This is a genomic window from Mucilaginibacter pankratovii, assembly GCF_014773265.1.
GTDB classification, from domain to species: domain Bacteria; phylum Bacteroidota; class Bacteroidia; order Sphingobacteriales; family Sphingobacteriaceae; genus Mucilaginibacter; species Mucilaginibacter pankratovii.
This window is the reverse complement of the sequence record NZ_JACWMY010000003.1, coordinates 378,939-400,799: the sequence shown is the minus strand read 5'-3', so window position 1 is coordinate 400,799 and position 21,861 is coordinate 378,939. Positions and strand designations below refer to the sequence as shown.

Sequence of the window (21,861 nt, the reverse complement as noted above, 5' to 3'; positions counted from 1 at the left end):
CGATCACCTGCCCTTTATTAGTGTTATGGCCTTGCAGCCCAGGCATACAAGTCAAACCATTAACCAAATCATGCAAAATAGTTAAGTTTGCATTGATGGCGCATCTTTCATACGTTTTTATTATTGAGCTGCTGGGAACCATGGCCTTTGCAGTTTCGGGGGCTTTTTCTGCCATGGAAAAGAAGCTGGATGTGTTTGGCGTGGTTGTGATCGCATTTGTTACCGCGATAGGCGGGGGCACCATACGGGATGTATTGATAGGGAACCTACCGGTTACCTGGATGCGTGATATCATTGCGCCCTCGGTTATTTTAGCGACAGCCGTAGTAGCCATTTTATACAGGAACATCTTTCACAACCTGCCAAAAACCTTGTTTTTATTCGATTCGCTTGGCTTGGGCTTATTTACCATTACAGGCATTCAAAAAGGATTGGACGCGGGTATCCACCCTGCTATCTGCGTTGCTTTGGGTACCATCACGGGCTGCTTTGGCGGCGTTATCCGCGACCTGCTTCTTCGCGAGATCCCTGTTCTGTTCCATAAGGAATTTTACGCTTCCGCCTGTATCGTGGGCGGAGTGGTTTACTTCCTGTTATTATATGTGGTAAGCGCTCCGGTGGCACAAACAGTTGCAATTGTAGTGGTTTGCGCATTAAGGTTATTGGCGGCGAGATTTAACTGGCGGTTGCCGGCTGTTTAGGCTCGACAAGAATATATCATGTCGGATTTACGGGTTTCAATGCCGTTCGATGTCAAATCACTACAAAATGGTAAGCTTTGATATCATTGTAATTTTACCCTTTTGTTGACACACGGGTTTTATAATTTGTCTCATGCCGATTTTCGTATTCAAAGATTTATTATCAATACAAGTATTCCCTCCATGGAATGAAGGGGTAAAAATCCTAAGTAAGAATTCCTACTTTGCTATATTATATTAAACTAAGAAATCTATGAATCAATCGGATCAGGTTAGATTAGATGACCTATTACACGTTGCCAAGCTCGATTACCTATATAAATACACATCTGCGGAAAATGGTATTCTATTACTTGAAAACAATAAAATACATTTCAACTCTCCTTTAAAATTCAATGATCCATTTGATTGTCATCCATTGTTGATTAAGATCAGCGATCAGTATATATATAATACCTTGAAGCAAGGTGAATACAAAAATGTTCTAAATCGAAAGGGCTTCACTACCTCACCATTCTACTTAAACTTTGTAAAGGATTTTGGCAAGACCCAAGTTCAGGTAATTAACGCTAAGATATTACCCAAAGTTAAAATCAGTTGCTTTAGTGAGAGAAAGAACAATTTGTTGATGTGGGCACATTATGCTAAAGATCATACTGGCGTTTGTTTTGAATTCGACACCAAACAAATGATAAGATATTTAGCAACATTATCAAAAGTTAGTAACGATTCGACGGGAATGTTTCTTAGAGTACTGTACAATCACAAACGCACTAACTATCCATTTGAATCGTCCAACGATCCTTTCCCTTTAATCATGTGGATGAAAACAAAGTCGATAGATTGGGAATATGAAAGAGAAATTAGACTTGTCTTTACGAAACGGGAAGAAAATTTGCTTGCTATTCCTTCTGAATTAATCTCGAAAATGTATTTAGGCAGTGAAATATCTAACATACATGAGGCTCAAATTGTTAGACTCTGCCAGGCAAATTTCCCAAAGACAGCCATCTATAAAATGGACCTTTCTGACCGGGAATTCCAACTTGTTGAGCAACGATATAATAGTTCCGCGTTATCCGATGTTTAAATCATCCCGATATGCGTCAACCCATTTAACATAAGAAAAGCCTTTAAACTTTCATCTAAAGGCTTTTATATTCATGTGGTCCCGACGAGAATCGAACTCATATCTAGAGTTTAGGAAACTCCTATTCTATCCGTTGAACTACGGGACCTTTCAAATGTGCAAATATGCGGATGTGCAGATATGCAGATTATAAGAAGTGCAAAGGTGCGAATTTCGGATGAGTTTTTCAAAATCATTTGCACATCTGAAATCTGCACATTAGCACATCTATCTTTATCTTATCACCGAACCATTTGCCATCTCATCTGCCGGCGTTACAAAGCTTAGCTTACCTTCGGCGTTCTCGGCCATCAATATCATCCCTTGCGACATGATGCCTTTTATTTCGCGTGGCTCCAGGTTCACCAGTATGCTTACCTGTTTGCCAATGATGGCTTCGGGCTCGTAATGCTCAGCAATGCCCGATACTACAGTGCGCTCGTCAATGCCGGTATCAATGGTCAGTTTTAAAAGCTTTTTGGTTTTGGCTACCTTTTCGGCGGTTAAGATGGTTCCGGTACGGATATCCATCTGAGCGAAGGTATCAAAATTGATGTTAGCTTTAGCGGGTATCACGGGTGCAACAATTTTAGCAACCGAGGCTTGCTTTTTATCCGCCAGCTTTTGAATTTGGATGTCCATCGCCTCGTCTTCAACCTTGGCAAACAACAAAGCTGCCTGGTTTAGCTGGTGGCCATTGGCAAACTCCATTTCCTGGTCGAAGCTTATCGCATCAATATTCAGCATCCCAAATATCTTTGCAGCTGTTCCGGGTAAAAATGGCTGCAGGCAGGTTGCAATATGCCCAACCAATACCAGGTTATTATGCAGGGCTGTTTTAGCTGCTTCCGGGTCTGTTTTTATAGTTTTCCAGGGCTCCTGCTCGGTTAGGTAACGGTTACCCATACGGGCCATATCCATTACGTTCTGCATCGCCGCACGGAAACGGTAGCTCTCCAGGTTTTTGCCCAGTTCGTCGTAATAACCACCTAATTCTGCATCAATTTTGGCATCGGTAAGTTTTATCACTGCGCTATCAGTTTCTACTTTGCCGCCGTAATATTTGTGCATCAGCACCAGTATGCGGTTTACATAGTTGCCCAAAATGGCAACCAATTCGTTGTTCACACGCGCCTGGTAATCTTTCCAGGTAAATTCGCTGTCGCTGGTTTCTGGCAGTATCGACGTAAGCACATAGCGCAATTCATCCTGTTTACCGGGGAACTCCTCCAGGTACTCATGCAGCCAAACGGCATGGTTGCGCGAGGTAGAAAGTTTATCGCCTTCTAAATTTAAAAACTCATTGGCGGGCACGTTCTCCGGCAAAATATAATCGCCATGCGCTTTCAATATCGCCGGGAATATGATGCAATGGAACACAATATTATCCTTGCCAATGAAGTGCATCAGGCAGGCATCGTCTTCGGCATTAGCCTGCTTTTTCCAGTATTGCTGCCAGTCTTTGCCGTTGTCTATGGCCCATTGTTTAGTGGCCGAGATGTAACCTATCGGCGCATCCATCCATACGTATAGCTTTTTGCCTTTGGCTTCTTCAAGTGGCACATCAATGCCCCAATCCAGGTCGCGGGTCATCGAACGTGGCTGCAGGCCCGATTTTAACCACGAGCGGCATTGGCCAAATACGTTTACTTTCCATTCGCCTTCCTTCTCGTCAATCCATTTTTCCAGCCAGGGCTGGTATTTATCAAGCGGCAAAAACCAATGTTTGGTTGGTTTTAGTACAGGCTTTTTATTGCTTAGGGTGGAAATAGGATTAATAAGATCAGTAGGGTTTAGGGATGTACCGCAGTTTTCGCATTGGTCGCCATAAGCCTTATCATAGCTGCAAACCGGGCAGGTGCCGGTAATGTAACGGTCGGCCAAAAACTGGTCGAAATCCTCATCGTAATACTGCTCCGAAAACTTCTCGATAAACTCACCCTTCTCGTATAAATTCAGGAAAAACTCCTGCGAAAGATCATGATGTATGGCAGATGAAGTGCGGTGATAGATATCGAAGGAGATGCCAAACTCGGCAAAACTATCTTTTATCTGGTTGTGATATTTATCAATAATAGCCTGCGGGGTAGTGCCCTCTTTTTTTGCTTTTATAGTGATGGCCGCGCCATGCTCATCAGACCCGCAAATGTATACCACATCTTTTTTCATCAACCGCAGGTAGCGCACAAAAATATCGGCAGGCAGGTAAGCGCCGGCCAGGTGGCCTATATGCAGCGGTCCATTGGCGTAAGGCAGGGCCGAGGTGATGGTATATCTTTTATATTTATTAAGTTGCGACATTAAGCAGGTATGTTTATTAATTTGCAAAGATAATTTTTTTAAGTCAGAAAGTCCGAAAGGCTGTTAGTCCGAAAGACGAAAGAAAAAGGGATTATCGTTATATCATTGAATTACTAATTCCTCTTTCGGACTTATGCGGACTTTCGGACATTCGGACTCAATAATCCCACCTTACCTAAAACAAGGCGACAAGGTTGCCATTACCTGCCCGGCAAAAAAGCTACCCATCCCGATGACGGATGCCATCAGTTTATTACAGAGCTGGGGCCTTGAGGTTGTACTTGGCGAAACCGTAACTGCATCTTACCACCAATTTGCCGGCGACGACGACCTCCGTGCCGGGGATATGCAGCGCTTTATTAATGACGACAGCATCAAAGCCATTATCGCGGCCCGCGGCGGCTATGGTACCATCCGCATGATAGATAAGGTTGATTTTGGCAGATTGGCAAGCCATCCCAAATGGGTAGTGGGTTTCAGCGATATTACTTTATTGCATTCGCATATCATCAGCAATTATAACCTGGCTTGCATTCACGGGCAAATGCCGTTGAACATACCCGATGCCTCGGCCCATTCGCTGGAGACATTGCGGTTAGCGCTTTTCGGCGAGGGTTTAGCATATCAGATCCCTCCAAACTCGATTAACAGAGCAGGCAACTGCAGCGGAATACTAATCGGCGGCAACCTATCCCTTTTAGTAGCCACCAATGGGTCGGTAAGCGATGTGGACTACAACGGTAAAATACTATTTATAGAGGATGTGGGCGAATACCTCTACTCGGCCGACCGGATGCTGCGCTGCCTTAAACGGGCAGATAAGCTCAAAAACCTCGTTGGTTTAATAGTTGGCGGTTTTACCGATATGAAGGATAATGATATCCCCTTTGGGCAAACCATACCAGAGATTGTTTTGGACGTGGTTAGCGATTACAATTACCCCGTTTGTTTCGATTTTCCGGCGGGGCATGTATCCAATAATTGCAGCCTGATACTTGGCCAAACCGCTAAACTATCGGTAAAACTAGATGGCGCATCGTTATTTATTAAATAAATCAAAAAACTAAAAAAATATGGCTTACTTAAGCGGTTTAAACAAGTATAAAGATTTTGGCCTCCTCATTATCCGGGTTGGATTGGGCGCAATGTTCATTTACCACGGCTACCCCAAACTAATGGGCGGTAAAGAAATGTGGACGGGGCTGGGCAGCTCAACAAAGTATGTAGGTATCACCTTTTTACCTATGGTATGGGGTTTGCTGGCCGCGCTTACCGAAACGGTAGGCGGTTTACTGATCATATTAGGGCTGGCGTTTCGCCCGGCGTGTTTGCTGCTGCTGATCAATTTGATAGTGGCTGCTGCAACGCATTTTGGCAAAGGGGACGGCTTGGATGGTGCAGCACACGCCATTGAGGATGCCGTGGTTTTTGCAGGCCTGTTTTTTATAGGCCCGGGGCGCTATAGCGTGGATAAGAAATAATAAAAGGCCTTGCACTAAGCAAGGCCTCCTTTACGGATTTTGACAATAATTTCAATACTTTTTAGGCTTGTTCGCGTTCGACATGGAGCGCAAACAGCCCGAACAAGCCCGAACATTGTGATTTTGACTAAATCATTACTGAATAAGCCTGTAAAATTTATAAAAGCGATTTCCCCGGGTTATTTCCCGCCCTGAATGCTTATTGGTTCAACGCGTCGCCCAAAGCGGTGAGGTAAGCATCGTCGATGTCGCCTTTTGCTGAGGACATATACTTATCTAACTTATCCGCATCAGCAGCAAACAGCTCCTTTAATGTTTTCTTTTTGGGGTTGAATTTCACCGGCGCATCGTTGCCTTTGGCAAAAAAGTACAAGTAGGTTGGCGCATACTCGTCGTATTTATTGCCGGTAGAGGTCATGCCGTTTGTTTGGTAGGTAGCCTTCATGTAGCGTATAATGATCTGTTTATACATTTTATATTTAGGGCCATCGGCCAATACTTTTACATAGTGCGAATTATCTACCGCCGGTACATAGGCAAGTTTGGTTGCCACGCCCTTGTCATCGTAAAGCGAAACACTTTTTACATTTGCCCTATTCACCGTGCTGATGGCTTTTTGATCGGCAGTGTATATAATATCGCCGCCCATCATGTCGTAATTAAATAGTTGGGCGGGGTCCTGTATAACGCCGTCATCGGTGCCGATAGCAAAGCCGTGCATCCAATTTTCCGACAGATAGCGGCTTCCCTGTACCTCCGTTGTGCTTGCAAAACTACCCAAAATTGTAGCAGTAGTAGCTTCGCTGTGTACGCTGAACATATTGCCGGCCGAAGTGCTTACGGCGCTGCCATCGCCTGCGGGTAAGGTAATGTTCACGCCACCTTCTTTAACAGTGGCACTTGCAGCACCAAATCCTTTAGCAGTAGCAATAAGCTTAGAAGTAGCATCGGCTTTTAGCGCATACGAACCCTCCCCATCAGCATACGTGGCATACGCGTGCTGCGAATCTCTTACAAAAGCAAATGGCACGGGCTTTCCCTGCGAATCAACAACTGTGCCTTGCACCGCAACGGTTTGGCCAAACGACAGGCTTACTACAAGCAGTAAAGCGCTCAATAACGCGAGTTTTTTCATAAGAGGGCTGGTTTGGGTTTAAAATTGAATCCGTTAACGTAGATTTTGGTGAGTTAGACGGCGAATAAAGTTTAAGGTTTAATTAGATTTTTCCAAATATAAAAGTTTTGTTAAGTCAAATCCTAAAAAAATTCAAGTAACAACTATAAAAAATATGTTATTCAAATCAGCCTTTCACCTTACGCTATCCACTCAACTTAAATGAGTGAATGCCAACGTACGCCGATGTAGGGAGCCTACAGATTCAAAAATTTGAATCGCAACTAAAACCTTATTTATAAAAAAGGCCGCCAACTGAATCCAGAGGGCGGCCTTTGAAATAATTTGTTATTACTATCTCGGACCTACGTAAACTAATTTTTCTTCAGTTGTACGCGCGCCACTTCTGTATTGGTAATGCAAAGTGAAGGTCTTTGTAGTAGGATCATAAGTATTAACACCATCCTGAGTGTATTCAGCCGGTAAGGTTGTTAAACTAGAACCAGCAAACGTTACAGTTACACTATTATCAGCATTAACTGTTAGGTTTAAAGGTGAACCAAGATCAGCCACCGATGACTGTACGGTATTACCATTAACAGTGGACAGTGATTTATTCTGATTGATAGTGCGTTCATCTAAACCAACACGAACGAATTTCCCGGTTGCCTTATAAACCCCGTCATACTTGTTTTTCACACCAACTATTGTAAGCAAAGTATGGTAGTTTGCATTAATGGTTTGACCGCTTGCGTCTACCAATGATATTGGTAATACATACGCTTTTGAAGGATCAATAACACTGCTTTTAACAGTTACGGTTAAGTAAACCAAACGTTGGTTAGCAGGAACCGTAAGTTTTGTCCCGGAAAGAGTGTAAGCTGCAGCTGGCAAAAGCTCGTAACTTGTAGAGTTTGCGGTGTTATATGCTGTTAATGCTGCCTGATCAACCGCGATAGTAACATCCAACGGAGTTGAAAGTGGTTTCGGCGAAGCTACATTTACAGCAATCTGAAAAGTTGCTGGTGTTGAACTAATCTCGAAAGATTGAGCCTGGATTCCCGACGGAGCCAGCGGCAATTCAACCGTAACACCAACAGCGGCAAAATCAACGAAGTTTTTGTCCTTAAGGCATGAGCTAAAGCTCACTACAGCCGCTAAGCCCAGCAACATCGAAATATTTTTTAAATATGATATCTTTTTCATTTTAATGTTTTTAAATATAAATACTATTGTCAGCATTGATTACTTACAAAAGTAATCTTTATGGTTGCCAGAATATTTTTGACGTAAACGGATCAATAGTACCTTCTGCACCTACAGCATCAGCATTTTGCTGGTACTCAGTAGTAGGATAATAAATCCTGTTTGGTATAGTTGTACCTATTGCCTTGGTATCAATTGATCTTGGTATTCCTGCAGGGAACCCGGTACGTTTGTACTCATTCCAAGCTTCAAAGAAACTGTAACCGTTCAATGCAAGATACTTCTGGGTGATGATCGCCTGCAATTTATTTGAAGAAGATGTCCAGCCTACATTAGCAACGTCCTGGCTGTAGTAAGTTGTTGCTTGTGCAGCCGTTAAACCCAATGCAACAAAGGATGCGGTAATACCACGTTGGTAAAGATCCTGTGCATCACCGGTAATCCATCCTTTTTGAACAGCTTCTGCCTGCAAAAATAAAGATTCTGCACTTGACATAATAACTGCATCCATTGTAGGAGCCTTTAACAAGCCCGGGCCAAAAGTACTCGATCTTGGGTTTTGAGGTGCGTTAGGATCACCCAAAACAATACCCCTGTAAACGTTATCAGAAGTAGTTAAAGAATATTCCTTACCAAGCCTCGGATCGTTAAGAATTCTTAATAATTCAACGCCATAATTTCCTGCACGTACACTTGTACCTACCGCGTTTCCTGCAAGATCGGTACCATAGGCTCTCCAGAACGGGCTTTGCTGGCCTTCTAAACCACCGCCTGTGTAACCAGGGTTGGCCACTACGGTAAAGTCGTCGGTAACAAAAGCTGAACCGGCAGCTGCTGGCAACGCCGCTTTTGCGGTACCACCGTCTAAACCGCTTTTACTTTGACGGATAGCTAAACGAAGGATAAGCGAATTGGCAAATCTTTTCCATTTAGCCATATCACCCTTAAAAATGATATCAGAAGCACCAGGATCAGTTGCACCTGCATTAGCATCAATAAGCGCTTTAGCAGCAGTTAACTGCACAACAAGATCTGCATAAATATCTTTACCCTTATCATATTTAGGAAACAAGTAAGTACTTGCCTGAAAAGCCTGGGTATAAGGTACATTGTCATAAAGATCTACCAGTTGCTGAAAATCATAAGCCTTCATGATCATGGCAATAGCCTTGAACTTTGCCAATGAGGCATCAGCACTTATAACCTGCAGGTTGTTAAAGTTTGTAGCGTTAGCAAATAACGGCACAAATACCTGGAAGTTATCAGTTGTAAACTGGTACTGCTGTAAAGAAGGGCTTGGTACAAAGTTACCGCTTGGCGAAGCATAGCCAACCCATATACCGAATACGGTGTAATTTAAATTTGGAATATCCGCCGCAATTTTCTCGGCACCTGCTAACGCAAACTGCGGTGTTGTCACCGAAGGGGTATTTGGATTCACCTCCTGGCTCAGAAAGTCTTTTTTACAACCGGATAAGATGGCACCCGTTGCAAAAAATGCTGCTATAATTAGTGTATACTTTTTCATCTTCGTATTAATTAAAATGTTACTTTAAGATCGGCACCATAAATTCTCTGGCCCGGAACCTGGTTTGCACTTGTTACACCCACTGCGTTACCTGCTGTATCGCTAAACTCAGGATCGCTCCATGGGTTGTTTTTTGGTTTCCACAAGAACAAGTTCCTGCCGGTAAATGAAAGGTTTAAGCCTTTAATGTAACGGGTATTTTTAACAAATTGAGTTAAGTTAAAGTTGAGGTTGATCTCGCGTAATTTCCAGAAAGCAGCACTTGATACACGTGGCTGGTTAGTAGTGTTGTACGCAGAGCTTTGCCAGAAACCGTAGTTACCGTCAGCAACGGTTACGTTGGTGTTTGGTGTATAAACCGGTGCAGCGGCTGTACCGGTATTGATAACAGAACCCGGGTAAACAAAACGTTGACGACCGGCAAGCGTGGTTATTAATGACGAACCGGCAAAGTTAAGTGTGCTACCGATAGAGTTGTAAATGATGTTACCACCACGGTATTCTGCTGTTGCACCAAGGCTTACAAATTTGTAACCGAAGGTGTTGGTAATACCTAAAATATGCTTAGGAGTAGTACGGCCAAAGTTTACTTGTGTTGGGTTCAACGAAGGTAAGCCAGTGGTAGCGCTTACAATTACGTTACCGTTAGGGTCGCGGTTCATGTCGGTACCTTTGTAAACCGGGAATGGCTGACCAACAACTGCAGTTATACCAGAACCCAAATCAAGTTGGTTGATACCTGGGATCAATGATATTACCTTTGAATCGTTGATGGAGAAGTTAGCACCTAACTCCCAGCTAAAACCACCTTTTGGTGCCTGAAATATAAAGCCTCTTGCTTCAAACTCTTCGCCGCTTGATTGAATTTCACCTGCGTTAATTACAGAAGAGTTGAAACCTGTTGAGCCTGAAGTATTAATTGTAAGCGTTTGGTTTTTACTATTTTGTTTGTAATAGGTAGCTTTAATGTTTAAGCGGCTGTCAAAGAATGAAAGCTCAGTACCTGTTTCAATTTCAGATATAATTTCTGGTTTCAGATTAGGGCTGTAATTACGTGTACCTAAGCTTAAACCGCCTAATGAACCGTAAGGGAAACCACCGGTTACACCAACAGTGTTGAAAATGTTATATGGACCAACAGAAATGTTACCCACACGGCTCAACGATAAATAAACCTTAGCATAGTTTAATACTTTGCTTCCTTTTAAGAAAGAGATAGCCTCTGTAGGAACAAATGAAATTTTACCTGATGGATACCAGAAAGAGCGGTTAACCTTAGGTAAACGAGAATCGTTATCGTTACGTAAAGTTCCCTCTAAAAATAAGTAATCTTTGTAGCCAATATTCAAATCTGCAAAATAAGCTATCTGACGTATTTTAGCATAACCCGTTCCGGCGCCTGCAAAACCAGATATAGTGTTGATATTGTAGAAACCTTCAATTAAAAGATTATTGCTACCTGCAGAAATACTGCTTATACCACGTTGGTAAATAGTGTTACCTAACAATAAACTGGTTTTAAAGTCTTTAAAAAACGTGTAGTGTAAGTTAGCAGTTGCATCGCCCTGTAACCTTGCATAACCATCACCATCACCTGATCCATCACCAAAAACGCTTACATCAAACACCTGGCCGGGACGAAGGCGGGTATTTAAAAAGCTACCTTGTACACTACCTGCAGAAAAAGGATCATTTACAGAGTACTCGCTAAAGGCAACCTGTGCAGCTGTATTACGCTGTTGGTAGTTACCAAAGTTTTGAGAAACGTTGTATTGCACATCTAACCATTTGGTTGGCGACAAAGTCATTTTCAAGTTAGACAAGAACACATCTTTTTGCCTGTTGCTGCGTGCGTTATCGGTAATCCAGTAGGGATTGATCGCATACGCATCATAAAAATCGCTTGGGTTAGAGAATGTTCCGGTAGTTGAATTTTGGAATTGTTTGATATCCAAAAAGGCCGGCCATTGTAAAACGGTAGTGTAAAGTAACGCACCGTTGTAACCTACACCGTAAGTACTGATGCTGGTACGGGTGTAAGAAGCAGAATAATCCACTTTAAATATGCCAAAAGTACGCGCACCCCTAACGCTTACAGATGTACGGGTGTTTTTGTCTTTTGGAACAACGCCTTTATCAATTACGTTTTGTGCTGAAAAATAAAATGAGTTTTTAGCATCGCCCTGTTGAAACGCAACCTGATTTTGCTCAACGATACCCCTGTTAAAGAAAGAAGTGATAGGGTTTTGCTCTAAAGCGCTGTATTTCACTTTCAATACTGGTCCGTTAGGGCCGCCTGCAGGGTAACCAACCTGAACTTCGCTGCCATCAAATGCAGGTCCGTATAACTGGTTTTCGTATTCGGTGTAACGGGAGAAGCCAGTAATGGGATCTACATAAGGAGCGCCTTCACCACCGTAAGGGCCGTAATTACGTTGCAACTCGGGGAAGAAACCCACAGTTTTAAACTGGAAGGAGTTACCATAAGTGATAACCGGTTTACCATCGCCTGTACCGCGTTTGGTGGTGATGATGATCGCACCGTTTGATGCTTCCGAACCGTAGATAGCGGCAGCACCGGCACCTTTCAGGATCTGAGTTTCAGCAATGTCATCAGGATTGATGGACGAAATAGAACCGCCCGGGATAGGCACACCATCTAATACGATTAGCGCAGTGTTGTTACCCGATAATGAACGGTTACCACGTAGCGTAATACGCAGACGCGGATCGATACTGTTATCAACAGTTTGTACGGCCAAACCAGCTACCTTAGCTGTTAAACCGTTTGCAAAGTTGGTAACATTGGTTTGGTTGATTTCTTTACCGCTTACACGGGTAGTAGCGTAACCCAACTCTTTAGCGGCACGCTTAACACCTAAGGCACCGGTTACAACAACCTCGCCAATTTCGGTGAAAGAAGACTCAAGCGTTACGTTGATCACGTCGCTTGCGCCAACCTTAACCTCTTGTGTTTTGTAGCTCACAAAAGATACCACAAGGGTTGCGCCGGCAGGAACCGACAAGGTGTACTTTCCGGTTGTAGTAGTTTGGGTACCAATTGTGGTACCTTTTACTTTCACCGTTGCTCCAGGAACGGGAAGACCATCATCTTTGGCCACAACCGTACCGGATACTGTACGATTTTGTGCAAATACCTGTGTCACGCATAACATCAGGAAACACAAACTTACTAGTAGAAGTTTTTTCATGTTTGTTAATAATAAGATCAGTTAATAGTTAATTAATCATAAAAGTAGTGTTACGCTATCAATAAATCAAATTAATTCTAAAAAAAACACCCGTTTTGTTAAAATAAGTTAAAAATTTAAAAAAAAGTAATAATTATAGTACTATGTATTGCATAATACATTCTTAAACATATATCTTTGCATTATGATTGTTGAAAACACACAAACCCAAATGAGGAAAGGCATACTGGAGTATTGCATACTTTCCATAATAGCAAAGGGCGAAATTTATGCTTCAGACATAATTGCTGAACTAAAAAAAGCCCGGTTGCTTGTTGTTGAGGGTACCCTATACCCGCTGTTAACCCGATTGAAGAACAATGGCCTGCTGGCCTACAACTGGGTAGAATCTACCTCGGGCCCGCCGCGCAAGTACTATGTGCTTAGCGATGAGGGCCGTAAGGTTTTAGAGCAGCTGGATACCACATGGAAGGAACTGCTTTTTGCCGTGCAAACCGCAATTGGCGACAGAAACAATTAATTACCCTTAACTATCACCATCATCATGAATAAGACTATCATCATCAATATAAACGGCACCGTTTTCCACATAGAAGAGGATGCCTACGAGATATTAAAAACGTACATGACCGCTGTAACGCGTCATTTTATGAACTCGGCCGACAGCCTGGAGATCACTACAGACATTGAGAACCGCATAGCAGAAATGTTCACCGAAATTTTAACCCGCGAAGGCAAACAGGTTGTTGTTGCGCAGGATGTAAATGCCGTGGTTGGCCAAATGGGTTCGGTAGAGGATTTTGAGGCCGAAGAAAACGGCGAAAGACCCGGCCAAACCTACACCTACACCACCGAAAACCGCAGGCTCTTCCGCGATGCGGATGACCACCTGGTAGGCGGCGTTGCCGCGGGTATTTCAAACTACTTCGATATCAATGCTATTTGGGTAAGGCTTGGCTTTTTACTGCTTTGCGCAGGTGGGGGTATCGGTTTCCTTTTGTATATCATACTATGGATAGTAGTGCCAAAAGCCGTTACCCGCGCCGACCGCATGGCCATGAAAGGCCAAAAGCTGGATCTGCATGGTTTTAAGCTGAATTTTGAAGAGGAACTTAGCACTGTAAAAGGCAACCTCAACACCCTGAGACACGAAGCCAAACCACTTGCCTACAAAACCCGCGATTTTGCCGGCGATATCTTTGGGCATTTCGGCAACTTTATTACCGGGGCGTCAAAACTGATATTTAAGCTTGTCGCCATCGCTATTTTGCTGGCTTGCTTTGCCGCCATGATAGGGCTCGTAATTACTATAGTAATGTTCACCGTGTACGGCAACACCACCCTAACACATGTGTTCCCATTCAACATCGTCAATCAGGAGGCAAACACCATGTTTTTGGTGTGCGGGTTTCTTACCCTTGCCATGCCGCTGCTGGCCATTATACTGGTTATTATTAATGCTGTATTTAAAAGCAGCACCATTGGCCGCACTACAGGCTCGGCATTGTTAATGGTTTGGGTAGTAGCCATTAGTATAGTTATATACTATACCGCCAAGGCCGGTGCAAATTTCAGGGAAGGTGCCAGCTTTAGCCAAAGCATCAATATTAAACCACAGGCCGACAGCACCTATTATTTAAAACTAAACGACATCAAATTCCTGAGCCGCGAGGATAGCGTGCGCCTGCAAATAAAAGACAAATTCGATGGCCGCATTATATTAGATGACGATGATGATAACAACATGGATATGCCGAACAAGAACATCGATATCTACATCGAAAAAAGTGATGTATCGCAACCGGTGCTGGTGGAATCGTTCAGCGCACGTGGCCGCGATTACGAGGACGCCTTATCCAACGCGCGGGGCATCAGTTACCAGTTTCAGCAAGTGGGTAATGTGTTAAAATTCAATCGCCGGATGGAGAAACAGGAAGATAAATTCTGGCGCGCACAGGAGCTGCATCTAACTTTAAAAGTACCGATGAACTATAAACTGGTTATCGATCAAAACCTCGACAGGTTTGTAAGGGGTATCAGTGTGTACGATTGTAAAAACGACAACAAGCAAGAAGCCGCTACATCTGCCAAATTCATCATGACCGAAAACGGTTTGCAATGTAAGATAGATACCCTTGTGCTTCCCCAACCCAAAAAAGTAGCTATCCCAGCCGATAGCACACAAATCGGAGAATAATGAAACTCATTATAAAGTATATAGGCCTGCTGATATTCAGCGGGCTTATATTACCTTTTTGCAACTTAAAAAGCCTGCAAATAGCAACAGCCATGTCCGTAAAAACCGCTGCGCAAGTAGCTAATCTTCAGTGGAAAAAGCCCGCAGATCTCCTCCCGTATTTATACCCCGAATTGGCAGACGTACTACTGCCCGCGCTAAAAAAATTAAAATAGTATGTAACCTTGGCCCCTGTTCTTGCATCTTACTATAAACAAAAACACCTTGCTGTTAATGTTAGCGGCAAAATTTAAAACAACAACTATGCAGAACACCCATCATATAAACTCCACCCTAACACCGGCTATTATTTGATAGCACACTACTAAAACACTTTTACTTACTAACGCAAAAAAATGGAGGGTACCCTTCCCTGGCATTTTATTGCCCAATTTTTTCTAAACCATGAAAACTATCATCCACTATATATATATTATACTCTTTGTATTTATCGCAGGCGCAGCAAATGCACAGCCCAAAAACACACCGCAAACCGCAAGCATTGCAGGCTCCTTGCTTAACGAGCAGGGCAAGCCGATGGATTTTGCAACCGTTACCCTGCTGCGCGCAAAAGATTCATCGGTAGTGAAAGGCACCCTAACTACAGATGCCGGCACTTATGTGTTTGATAAAGTACCCGCAGGCAGTTACCTGGTATCGGCAACAACCGTTGGCTACCAAAAAACAGTGAGCCAGCCCGTAACGGTTAGTGGCGAACAGCCAACAGTAAGCGTACCGGCCATAAAAATGCAGCCGGGCAGCAAAAGCCTGCAAACGGTTAACATTATATCGTCGAGGCCGCTAATTGAGCGCAAGGCCGACCGCACCGTGATGAACATTGAGAACAGCGTTTTAGCCGCCGGCAATTCCGCTCTCGAGGTTTTAGAACGTGCACCCGGCGTTACCATTGATAAAGATGACAACATCAGCCTGAAAGGCAAACAGGGCGTTACCGTAATGATAAACGATAAGCTCACCTACATGTCGGCAGCGCAGCTTACCATTATGCTCAAATCGATGGATGCCTCTACTATACAATCCATCGAGATCATCACCAATCCATCTGCCAAGTACGATGCATCGGGTAACTCGGGTATCATCAACATTAAATTAAAAAAGAATAAGCAAAGCGGCACCAACGGTAATCTTAGCCTGGGGGTGGTGCAGGGCGCACGATTCAGAGATAACACCAGCCTTACCATCAACCACAAACAGGGCAACCTTAACCTTTTTGGAACCATCAGCCGCGGCGATGCCAACAGGCTAAACATCTTAAATATCGACCGGGTGGTAGACAGCGCGGCCACCAGCACCTACTTTAAACAACGCACCGAACTGCGTTCGCAGGTGCACTACAATAACTACCGTTTTGGTGCCGACTATAACACCTCATCAAAAAACACCCTTGGTTTTGTCATCAATGGCGATTACACAAATGAATACAACAATCCCAACAGATCGGTAACCAACCTGGGCCTTACGCCAGCTGCTAACGATTCGTACCAAACCACAACATCAAACATTAAGCAAACCTACCGCAACTTTGCAGCAAACCTGAACGACAAGCTGGAGATAGATACCAACGGGCAGCAGTTGAGCGTGGACCTTGATTACTCCATTTTCCATAACAATTCTACCGCGCAGTACGATACTTATTTCTTTACCCAGGCAGGGGCCTCGCAAATGTCGCCGCTATTCATTCGCAACCAAACACCTTCCACTATAACTATATATACTCAAAAGGCAGATTATACCCTGCCGATAACAAAAAGCGTAAAGTTTGAGACCGGCGTTAAGTTCAGCTCGGTAAAAACTGATAACGATCTGCAGGCGCAAATAAACAGCGGCAGCACTTTTATTAATGATACCAGCCGCACCAACAGGTTTGTTTACGACGAAAAAATAAGCGCGGCTTACATAAATTTAAGCAAAACCTGGGCTAAAACATCGGTACAGGCCGGCTTACGTGCCGAGCGCACTTCATCAATGGGCGATTTGGTAACCAAAAACCAGGTGGTAAAACGCAACTACCTGGATTTCTTCCCAAGTGTGTTTGTTAATCACTCGTTTTCGGACAAGCACGAAGTGGGGCTTAATTACAGCCGCCGTATAGACCGCCCGGGTTACGACCAGCTAAACCCTTTCCGTTTTTACCTGGATCAGTATACCTACGAGCAGGGTAACCCTTTCCTGAAACCGCAATACACCAACTCATACGAATTGAGCTATACCTATAATAAAACCATTAACGTAACGCTTGGTTACAGCCAAACAAACGATGTAAGCACGCAAATTATATTAACCGATACCTTAACTAAGGCAACCTATCAAACCAATTTAAACCTTAACAGGCAAAACTCCTACAACATCAACATTAACTCGCCCTATACCATAGCCAAATGGTGGACAGGTAACATAAACTTTACCGGCTTTTACCAGCAGTTTAAATCCGATTCGCTGTTGGGCGCTACCTTAAATTCTGGCAAGGCAACCTATGTGATCAGAACAACACAAACATTTTTGGTTGCCAAAGGCTACAAAGCAGAACTATCCGGCAATTACACATCGGCCCTGGCCTTCGGTATCTTTAATATCAAACCGCAATACTCGGTAGATGCCGGCGTGAGCCACTCGTTCTACAACAAAAAAATGAACCTGAAATTTGCCGTGAGCGATATATTTAACACCCGCAGAAACAACGTAAGCAGCCGCTACCAAAACGTAAACCTTGATGTAAGGCAAAAGAATGATACCCGCGTTGCCCGCCTTACCTTTACTTACAACTTTGGTAACAGCAAAATAAAAGCACGCCAACACCAAACCGGTGCCGACGACGAAAAGAACCGTGTGAAAAGCGGGAATTAAAATAAAGCCATAACCCCCTAAAGGGGAACATTTGATTAGCGGGTTGGCAGCCGCATTAAAAAACGATGTCATTTCGATGAGCGGCGGAAGGGATGAGTGCGGGGCGAAAGAGAAATCTTCTCGCCCCGACCGCTCGTTAGATGACAAGGTGGGTTTCTTCGCCGCTTTATGATTGATTTGTATATTGCATCCATAAAAAAATTGAATGCAAAGCCCAGCCGCCATCACACCAAAACCCACCCGTTACAAGCAATTAGATAGCCTGCGTGGATTAGCCGCCCTATGCGTTTTTATATCGCATTGCTTTTTAATGCTGAGCCGGGCCGGGACCTGGGTAGAGCCCATAAAACAAAGTCCGCTGGGTATATTATTAAACGGGCGGGCTGCGGTGATGTTCTTTTTTGTATTGAGCGGTTTTGTATTGAGCCTTCCTTTTATCAATAGTAACCGCCCTTTAAAACTAACCGAATTTTATATTAAAAGAGTTTTCAGGATCTACCCCGCCTATTTGCTGGCCATAGTGCTTGCCATTATTTTAAAAACCTATGTGTTTCAACCGGGAGGCAACGCTGGGTTCTCCGGCTGGATGACTGGCTTTTGGGGCTGGCCATGGGATGCAGTACACCGGCAGGAAATAGTAAAAACATTTTTATTGATAGGCCCCAACTTTGATGCCGATATGATAGACCCGGTGATATGGAGTTTGGTAGTTGAGATGAAAATGTCGCTGCTGCTGCCATTCTTCATCATCATTGTATCGCGTGGCAACCTGTTGTTTAATCTCCTTTTCTTTTTGCTGGTGCTGGCACTTATTTATAACCACACCAATGGCTTTTTGGGCGTGTTTTATATTGGCGTGCTTTGCGCAAAGTATAAAGAACCATTAACAAAGGCTATTAAAGCTTTAAATACCGCCTGGGTTTTTGCGTTGCTGTTGCTGGCGATGTTCTGCTATAATATCAGTTTTGAATTTTATACGCCCTGGGGAGATAGCGCCCACCCCTTCGCTTATTTTTGGCGCGATTACACCAACGCCATTGGCGGTGCATTGGTAATGATGATGGCTTTAGCCAGGGTAAGGGCCGGCAACTTCCTCCAACAGCCGGTTTTTAATTTTATGGGCGATACCTCGTACAGCTTTTACCTGCTGCACATGCCTTTATTAATATCCTTTTCCTCCCTGTTCGGGCAAAAATTTCAGGGAAGCGCAGCAGCCATTATTGTATTGTCTATTATCCTCGCGTACGCCCTAAGCTATGTAGTATTTAAAACCATCGAGATTCCTTTTCAAACCTTAGCTAAGAAACTCGTTGCCAAATGGCCGTTGTTGAGAACAATGGATATTAAGTAGGCAGTTGGCATAAAATAAGCGATGTTGAACACATCGCTTATTTGTTTACTAATAGTGGCTGATTAAAAATGGCGAACCGCCCACTGAAACTGCAACTGAAGCTTACTGCCCCACCATAAATACCGCGTTGCTGAACAGCAGCTTGCCGTTTTCCCAGAAGCTGCGGAACAACGGATCATCGGCCAGGTAAATAACCGAGCCGCGGCCCATATTTTGCACACCAATGAGCATACCGTTAGCTATCCTTTGCTTAGATTGCGAACCGGCAAAGCCCGATACATAGGCATCTTTTTTTACAGTGCCTACGTTCCAGCCGTCATCGCCAAGCAATTCGTAAATATCATCGTTCATTTTTAAGGAGTAATAGTAGTTAGGCAAGCCAAAGCCCAGCGGATGTGTATTATCTAAACTTAATTTAAATATAGCGCCGGGGATGCCCGATGATATGGCATCGCGCTCGCGGTTGGCGTAAACTTTTACCTCCGGCGATTTATCTTTCTTATCGTCTTTTTTAGCTTCTTTCATTTTAATGCCAAACTCCTTCTTATCGGCCAATAACGATACGGCATTTTCCAAAGCGATCAACCTGCCGCCATCGCGTACCCAGGCCTGCAATTTCTCCGAAGGGAAGCCCTCGTAACGGCCATCGGGGAAAATAGCGACATCAAAATCAGACAATTTGGTACGGACAAGATCCTGATACCTGATGAGGGTAATAGGGTAACCTATCTGCTGCTCAAACAAGTGCCAAACTTCACCCATTGCTTCGGAATTTACACCATCGCCGGCCATTAGCGCCACGCGCGGCTGTTTAATAAACCTAACCTCGCTCGAGCCTATATCGTTCCCTTTATCCATAAAACCGGTAGATATGGGTGTAAGTTCGTGGCCCAGTTCTGCAGCCGTTTGGGTAACTACCTGGTCAAAATCTGCACGGTCGTTACCTGCTTTGGTAATCAGCAGCGAGCCTGCGGGGAACTTCTTACCTGCAATTTCGAAGGGCAGTTCAGAATAGCGCGCTTTTATGCCCTTCTTCATGATAGCTGCCAGGTAGCGCACATCGGCAATAGATTGCCACGACGATACATAAGCATAAGCGCGGGTATTGGTCAATACCGCCGGTTTGGCAACATTCCAGCTTGCAGTTGCAGGCTTAAACGATTCTTTTAAACCGTAAGCGCGTAAACCATAGGCATAAGGCAGGGCCCAGGCGGTAATATCATACGTAGCCGAATCGGCAATAAAGGTGGTTGGCTCCATCAGTACATTAAGCAATACCGCTTTGGGCTGGTAGGCGTTTATCACCAGGTCGTTTGCATCTACAGTATAGGTTTCGGTTTTACCGCTGAAATAATCAAAACCGGTAATGCTTTTTGCAGCCAGGCCATAGCCATATTGGATGCCGTTGCGTGCCAGCAATTTGGCAAGCTGATCTACCTTCTCGTTATTATCGTTTTTAATCACATAAGTTTTGTATGGGCCGGGAGGGTTGGCCTTACTGTTATCGTAGAATTTTTTAAACTCCGATAAAAGTTTGGTAGCATGAGTCGAAGCAGTTTCGATGGTGCTGATGCTGGTAGAGTGGTGGTGCGCCACACGCTGTACCAATGTTAATGTATCGCCGCTGCGGGTAACTACGGCCAGGCCGCCACCGATACCCCCCTGCTCATACGTCATACCGATAGAACCGTTGTACAGCGGATAGGTATCGCCGTAAGATGGGTACAACAGATCGAACACCTGTTTGGTGAAATACATCCAGCCGTTTTTATCAAAATCCTTAGCGTTGTTTTTACCAATGGTAACCTGGAAATCGCGCTGCCATTGGGTAATATCCTTGTGGTATGGCTCCGCCGCCGGGGCAAAGTAATAAGGCGCATTAATGCCTTGCTCGTGGTAATCTACATGCACTTCGGGCAGCCATTGGTTATACAGGCCAACGCGGTTTTGCGTTTCTTTTTGTGCCTGCCATGCCCAGTCGCGGTTCAAATCAAAATAGTAATGGTTCACCCTGCCGCCCGGCCATGGTTCGGCGTGTTCGCGGGCTGTCGGGCTTGGGTCGGGTTTACCGGCTTTAACAGAATTATAAAAGTTTACATAGCGGTCGCGCCCATCCGGGTTAAGGCATGGGTCGATAACTACTAAAGTATTTTTCAACCACGCTTTAGTACGGCTGTTTGCCGGGTCAACCAAATCAAACAGTGTCCACATAGCGGCCTCGCTGGATGCGGGCTCGTTGCCGTGTACGTTATAGCTCAACCATAAAATAACCGGCGCATTGGGCAGGTTAGCTGTGCCGCTTTCCATACCGGCCAGTTTTAGGTTATTATGACGGATCTCTTCCAGGCGGCCGATGTTCTCGTCGGATGCGATGAACATAGCCAGTTGCGGGCGCCCCTCGTTGGTGCTGCCAAACTGTTGCAGCTTCACATTTTTTGATGCCGTGGCCACGTATCTGAAGTACTCCACAATACGGTAATGCGGGGTGAATTGCTCGCCAAGCTTGTACCCTAAAAATTGCTCGGGCGATTGGATGCTTTGCGCGACGGCAGCTGAAAAAGATGCAACAGCTATAACAAGGAGGAGTAACCTTTTTATCATAATGTGAATGTTGGGGTGATGTAAAGGCTAATATGCAGAATTTTTTTGATTTGTGCCCGCACACGGTTTTCAGTTGCGTAAATGTTACAGAAACCGGGTGGTAGACATCCGTAAAATCTAATATTTTTAGCATTTT

15 protein-coding genes and 1 tRNA gene are annotated in these 21,861 nt (G+C 44.2%); 9 read left to right on the top strand and 7 right to left on the bottom strand.

Annotated elements, in window-relative coordinates; all coding sequences use genetic code 11:
- Window positions 1–95 precede the first annotated feature (95 nt).
- Together IDJ77_RS07500 and IDJ77_RS07495 are read left to right on the top strand one after the other, a co-directional pair.
- Window positions 96–701 (top strand): trimeric intracellular cation channel family protein, encoded by a 606-nt coding sequence (locus tag IDJ77_RS07500; RefSeq protein ID WP_191188319.1) that lies wholly within the window; start codon window positions 96–98, stop codon window positions 699–701.
- Between the two features lie 253 nt (window positions 702–954).
- Window positions 955–1,791, top strand: coding sequence for a DUF2971 domain-containing protein (locus tag IDJ77_RS07495; RefSeq protein ID WP_191188318.1), 837 nt, complete (start codon window positions 955–957; stop codon window positions 1,789–1,791).
- Between the two features lie 76 nt (window positions 1,792–1,867).
- On the opposite strand, the gene IDJ77_RS07490 is transcribed toward IDJ77_RS07495, so the two are convergent.
- Window positions 1,868–1,939, bottom strand: a tRNA-Arg gene (locus IDJ77_RS07490).
- 125 nt (window positions 1,940–2,064) lie between these two features.
- Window positions 2,065–4,131, bottom strand: a complete 2,067-nt coding sequence (gene metG / locus IDJ77_RS07485; protein ID WP_191188317.1) for a methionine--tRNA ligase — start codon at window positions 4,129–4,131, stop codon at window positions 2,065–2,067.
- A gap of 133 nt (window positions 4,132–4,264) precedes the next feature.
- On the opposite strand from metG, the gene IDJ77_RS07480 reads away from it, so the two are divergent.
- A complete protein-coding gene (locus IDJ77_RS07480) occupies window positions 4,265–5,185 on the top strand; it encodes a S66 peptidase family protein (protein WP_191188316.1) in 921 nt (306 codons plus the stop codon).
- A 19-nt stretch (window positions 5,186–5,204) separates the two neighbouring features.
- A complete protein-coding gene (locus tag IDJ77_RS07475) occupies window positions 5,205–5,612 on the top strand; it encodes a DoxX family protein (protein WP_191188315.1) in 408 nt (135 codons plus the stop codon).
- Window positions 5,613–5,811: 199 nt separating this feature from the next.
- Here IDJ77_RS07475 and IDJ77_RS07470 read toward each other — a convergent pair whose 3' ends face one another.
- The 4 genes from IDJ77_RS07470 to IDJ77_RS07455 form a co-directional block, all read right to left on the bottom strand.
- The gene (locus tag IDJ77_RS07470; protein WP_191188314.1) at window positions 5,812–6,747 is read right to left on the bottom strand and encodes a peptidase associated/transthyretin-like domain-containing protein; all 936 of its coding nucleotides are present in this window, start codon (window positions 6,745–6,747) and stop codon (window positions 5,812–5,814) included.
- A 333-nt stretch (window positions 6,748–7,080) separates the two neighbouring features.
- On the bottom strand, window positions 7,081–7,932 hold the full coding sequence (locus IDJ77_RS07465) for a BT_3987 domain-containing protein (RefSeq protein ID WP_191188313.1): 852 nt from the start codon (window positions 7,930–7,932) through the stop codon (window positions 7,081–7,083).
- Between the two features lie 58 nt (window positions 7,933–7,990).
- Window positions 7,991–9,460, bottom strand: coding sequence for a SusD/RagB family nutrient-binding outer membrane lipoprotein (locus IDJ77_RS07460; protein ID WP_191188312.1), 1,470 nt, complete (start codon window positions 9,458–9,460; stop codon window positions 7,991–7,993).
- A gap of 11 nt (window positions 9,461–9,471) precedes the next feature.
- Window positions 9,472–12,672, bottom strand: a complete 3,201-nt coding sequence (locus IDJ77_RS07455) for a SusC/RagA family TonB-linked outer membrane protein (protein ID WP_191188311.1) — start codon at window positions 12,670–12,672, stop codon at window positions 9,472–9,474.
- A gap of 184 nt (window positions 12,673–12,856) precedes the next feature.
- Between IDJ77_RS07455 and IDJ77_RS07450 the strand changes: the two genes are divergently transcribed.
- The 5 genes from IDJ77_RS07450 to IDJ77_RS07430 all read left to right on the top strand — a co-directional run bounded on the left by IDJ77_RS07450 (window position 12,857) and on the right by IDJ77_RS07430 (window position 19,124).
- Window positions 12,857–13,192: a PadR family transcriptional regulator gene (locus IDJ77_RS07450; RefSeq protein WP_191188310.1), complete on the top strand. Its 336-nt coding sequence runs from the start codon at window positions 12,857–12,859 to the stop codon at window positions 13,190–13,192.
- A 24-nt stretch (window positions 13,193–13,216) separates the two neighbouring features.
- Window positions 13,217–14,869: a PspC domain-containing protein gene (locus tag IDJ77_RS07445; protein ID WP_191188309.1), complete on the top strand. Its 1,653-nt coding sequence runs from the start codon at window positions 13,217–13,219 to the stop codon at window positions 14,867–14,869.
- Entirely contained in the window at window positions 14,869–15,084 is a 216-nt protein-coding gene (locus tag IDJ77_RS07440) for a hypothetical protein (RefSeq protein WP_191188308.1), read from the top strand. Before IDJ77_RS07445 ends, IDJ77_RS07440 begins: the two co-directional genes overlap by 1 nt.
- A gap of 229 nt (window positions 15,085–15,313) precedes the next feature.
- A complete protein-coding gene (locus tag IDJ77_RS07435) occupies window positions 15,314–17,773 on the top strand; it encodes an outer membrane beta-barrel family protein (protein WP_191188307.1) in 2,460 nt (819 codons plus the stop codon).
- A gap of 205 nt (window positions 17,774–17,978) precedes the next feature.
- The gene (locus IDJ77_RS07430; RefSeq protein ID WP_191188306.1) at window positions 17,979–19,124 is read left to right on the top strand and encodes an acyltransferase family protein; all 1,146 of its coding nucleotides are present in this window, start codon (window positions 17,979–17,981) and stop codon (window positions 19,122–19,124) included.
- Between the two features lie 102 nt (window positions 19,125–19,226).
- Here IDJ77_RS07430 and IDJ77_RS07425 read toward each other — a convergent pair whose 3' ends face one another.
- Window positions 19,227–21,725 carry a M14 metallopeptidase family protein gene (locus tag IDJ77_RS07425; protein WP_191188305.1) on the bottom strand — a complete coding sequence of 833 codons (2,499 nt, stop codon included), beginning with the start codon at window positions 21,723–21,725 and terminating at the stop codon, window positions 19,227–19,229.
- Window positions 21,726–21,861: the final 136 nt, after the last annotated feature.